The sequence below is a fragment of the Pseudomonas sp. 2VD genome, assembly GCF_005503585.1.
Taxonomy (GTDB): domain Bacteria; phylum Pseudomonadota; class Gammaproteobacteria; order Pseudomonadales; family Pseudomonadaceae; genus Pseudomonas; species Pseudomonas aeruginosa.
Window position 1 is genome coordinate 1 of the sequence record NZ_SCND01000500.1, and the last position, 3,462, is coordinate 3,462.

Here is a 3,462-nt window from a genome sequence, read left to right on the forward strand (position 1 = left end):
CCAGCACCCGGCCGCACTCGATCCAGGAATGGTGGTCGAGCTGAAGGTGAACAAGGGCAGCGGCGAGGTGCAGGTGCTCGACCACCATTCCTGGATCGAGTGCGGCCGGGTGCTGGTGCCAGAGCTGGTCAAGGGCCAGCTGGAGGGCGGCATCGCCATGGGTATCGGCCATGCGCTGCTGGAGGAAATGCCGCTCTACGAGGGCGGCCCCGCGGAAGGGGACTGGAACTTCAACCGCTACCGATTGCCGCGGGCGAAGGACGTGGCGGTGTGGAACCAGACGGCGGAGATCCTCCCGCCGCTGTCACCGACCGATCCGGCCAAGGGCATCGCCGAGGTGGTGATGATCCCGGTGGTCGGCGCCATCGCCAACGCCGTGGCGCACGCCACCGGCAAGCGCGTCCGCGACCTGCCCATCACTCCCGCCCGCATCAAGGAGGCCCTCCATGGCTAACCGCAAGCTCCAGATGACCCTCAACGGTCAAGCCGTCGGTCCGGTGGAGGTCGCCGAAGACCTGCCGATGATCGACTACCTGCACGAATACCAGAACCTCACCGGCTCGCGCCTGGGCTGTGGCCAGGGCATCTGCCATGCCTGCGTGGTGATCGTCGACAATCCGGACGGCACCAGCGAGGAAGTGCGCACCTGCATCACCGGCGCGCACTACTTCGACGGCAAGAAGGTTCGCACCATCGAGGGCCATGCCCAGCGCGACGAGAATGGCGACATCCGCGAGCTGAACCCGATCCAGCAGAAGTTCGTCGACCAGTTCGCCTTCCAGTGCAGCTATTGCGCGCCGGGCTTCGTCAACGCCGCCACCGTGCTGGTGGAAAAAGCCCAGCGCCAGCCGATCAAGCGCAGCGAGCTGGAGCAGGCGATCGAGGACAGCCTCGGCCATCACATCTGCCGTTGCACCGGCTACGTGCGCTACTACAGCGCCACCCGCGACGTGCTCGACGAACTCGGCCTGGTCAAGGAGGCTTGAGGATGAAGCGAACCCTTTCCGGCCTCGCCCTGGCGCTGGCCGCGCTGTCGCCGTTCCTGGCCTCCGCCGCCGGCGCCGACGCGGCGCTGGTCAAGCGCGGCGAATACCTCGCCCGCGCCGCCGACTGCATGGCCTGCCATACCGCCGAGGGCGGCGCGCCGTTCGCCGGCGGACTGCCGATCCAGTCGCCGTTCGGCACCATCTACGGCACCAACATCACCCCGGACAAGGAACACGGCATCGGCGCCTACAGCGCCGACGAGTTCTTCGCCGCTCTTACCGAGGGCAAGCGCAAGGACGGCGCCTACCTCTATCCGGCGATGCCCTACACCTCCTATCACCTGATCGAGCGCGAGGATGCCGACGCCATCTACGCCTACCTGATGGCCCAGGAACCGATCGCCCGGCCGGCGCCGCAGACCAGCCTGAGCTTCCCGTTCAACGTGCGCATGGGCCTGGCCGGCTGGAACCTGCTCTACGGCAAGAGCGTGCGCTTGCAGCCGGAGGAAGGGCGCAGCGAGGCCTGGAAACGCGGGCAGTACATGGTCGAGGTGCTCGGCCACTGCGGCGAGTGCCATACCCCGCGCAACCTGGCCGGCGCCCTGGAGCAGGACAAGCGCCTGAGCGGCGGCCTGCTCAACGGCTACCTGGCGCCCAGCCTGCTGCCCGGCGACCTTGCCGCGCGCGGTTGGACCCAGCCGGACCTGGCGAGCTTCCTCAAGCACGGCATGAGCGCCCAGGGCAGCATGTTCAACGAGATGTTCCTGGTGGTGCACCACAGCACCCAGCACCTCGACGACGGCGACCTGGCGGCCATGGCCACCTACCTGCTCGGCGACCAGCCGCCGCCGGCCAAGGTGGTCCAGGCGCTACCCGAGGCGCAGCTGAACGACAGCGGCAAGCGCGGTCGCCAGCAGTACCTCAACGTCTGCGCCGGCTGCCACGGCGGCGAAGGCGAGGGCAAGCCGCATATCGCGGTGGCGATGAACGGCAACACTACCCTGCGCCTGCAAGACCCGCGTAATCTGTTGCGAGTGATCGAAGACGGCATCGTCGAACAGCAGTTCACCGGCTTCGAACGCATGCAACCGATGCCCGGTTTCGCCGGGAAACTCGACGACGAGCAACTCACGGACCTGCTCAACTACCTGCGCCAGACCTGGGGCGGATTGCCCGGTGACCTCGGTCCCCAACAGGTCGCGCAATTGAAGACGGAGAGCGCTTCGGTGCATACCGTCAAGGTGAAGTGAATCGTGCAACACCTCGATCTACAGGTGGTCCGCAAGGCGCTGAAGTGGTCCGTGGGCGGCGAACGGGTGTGGTTCTGTACCGTGCTCACGACCTACGGCTCGGCGCCCCGCGCGCCGGGATCGCTGCTGGCGGTGAACGCCAGCGGTGAATGGATCGGCTCGCTGTCCGGCGGCTGCGTCGAGGATGATTTCCTCGAGCGGGTCGCCGCCGGCGGTTTCCCCGAGCCCTCGGTGATCGTGCGCTACGGCGAGGGTGACGACCCGAACTCGAACGTGCGCCTGCCCTGCGGCGGCATCCTCGACGTACTGGTGGAAAACCTGGCGCCGGACTGCGACGTCCAGGCCCATCTGCGCGAGCTGGAGTCGGCGTTGCTTGGCCAGCGCCGCCTGCTCCGCGAGGTCGAACTGGGCAGCGGCGCGCGCAGCCTGCGCGACGATTCCAGCCACGGCCCACGGGCGGAACGCGACGGCGAGCGCGTGCGCCTGCGCGTCGGTGCCGCCCAGCGCCTGTTGCTGGCCGGCTATTCCAGCGTCGCCCATGCCTGCGCCGAGTTCGGCAAGGGCCTGGGCTTCGAGGTGATCCTCTGCGACCCGCGCGAAGAAGCCTTGCGCGGCGTGCTGCTGGAGGGCATCGAGATCCGTCGCGAGCTGCCCTCGCTGTTCATCGCCGACGGCGGTTGCCACGCCGATACGGCGGTGGTGGCGTTGACCCACGATCCGAAGATCGACGACCTGGCGATGCTCGAGGCGGTGCGTACCGAAGCTTTCTATATCGGCGTGATGGGGTCGCGGGCGACCTCGGAGAAACGCTTCGAGCGCCTGCGGCGCATCGGCGGCCTGGGCGACGCCGAACTGGCGCGGATCCACGCGCCGATCGGCCTCAACCTGGGGAGCAAGACGCCGGCGGAAATCGCCCTGGCGGTGCTGGCGGACATTCTTCGCATCCGCAACGGCATTCCCCGCGAGCGGCTCTGATGGTCGCCGCCGACGAGGTGCTGTGCCTGGTCCTGGCGGCCGGGCAGGGGCGCCGTTTCGGCAGCGACAAGCGCCTGGCGCGCCTGGCTGATGGCACGACCCTGCTGGCGGCCAGCGTGGCGCGGGCGCGCGAGGCGTTCGCCGAGGTGCGGGTGGTGGTGCGTGCCGGAGACACCCCGGCGAGCCTGGGCCTGCCGGCGCAACAGCGGCTTGTCCACAGCCTCGACGCCTCGTCGGGCATGGGCCACAGC

5 protein-coding genes are annotated in these 3,462 nt (G+C 68.6%); all 5 read left to right on the plus strand.

Annotation, left to right across the window (positions count from 1 at the left end; genetic code table 11):
• The coding region (locus tag FFS27_RS30540) for a molybdopterin cofactor-binding domain-containing protein (RefSeq protein ID WP_137952441.1) at window positions 1-454 on the plus strand (454 nt) is incomplete at its 5' end.
• Entirely contained in the window at window positions 447-986 is a 540-nt protein-coding gene (locus FFS27_RS30545; RefSeq protein ID WP_003094903.1) for a (2Fe-2S)-binding protein, read from the plus strand. The genes FFS27_RS30540 and FFS27_RS30545, both read left to right, overlap by 8 nt.
• Window positions 987-988: 2 nt before the next feature.
• Window positions 989-2,236: a cytochrome c gene (locus FFS27_RS30550; protein WP_023101590.1), complete on the plus strand. Its 1,248-nt coding sequence runs from the start codon at window positions 989-991 to the stop codon at window positions 2,234-2,236.
• 3 nt (window positions 2,237-2,239) lie between these two features.
• The gene (locus FFS27_RS30555; RefSeq protein WP_015503668.1) at window positions 2,240-3,211 is read left to right on the plus strand and encodes an XdhC family protein; all 972 of its coding nucleotides are present in this window, start codon (window positions 2,240-2,242) and stop codon (window positions 3,209-3,211) included.
• The coding region (locus FFS27_RS30560; protein ID WP_171019263.1) for an NTP transferase domain-containing protein at window positions 3,211-3,462 on the plus strand (252 nt) is incomplete at its 3' end. The genes FFS27_RS30555 and FFS27_RS30560, both read left to right, overlap by 1 nt.

What these genes read in the sequence shown, in the direction of transcription:
- FFS27_RS30545 (WP_003094903.1), top strand. Translation starts at nt 447, where the DNA reads ATGGCTAACCGCAAGCTCCAGATGACCCTCAACGGTCAAGCCGTCGGT.
- FFS27_RS30550 (WP_023101590.1), top strand. Translation starts at nt 989, where the DNA reads ATGAAGCGAACCCTTTCCGGCCTCGCCCTGGCGCTGGCCGCGCTGTCG.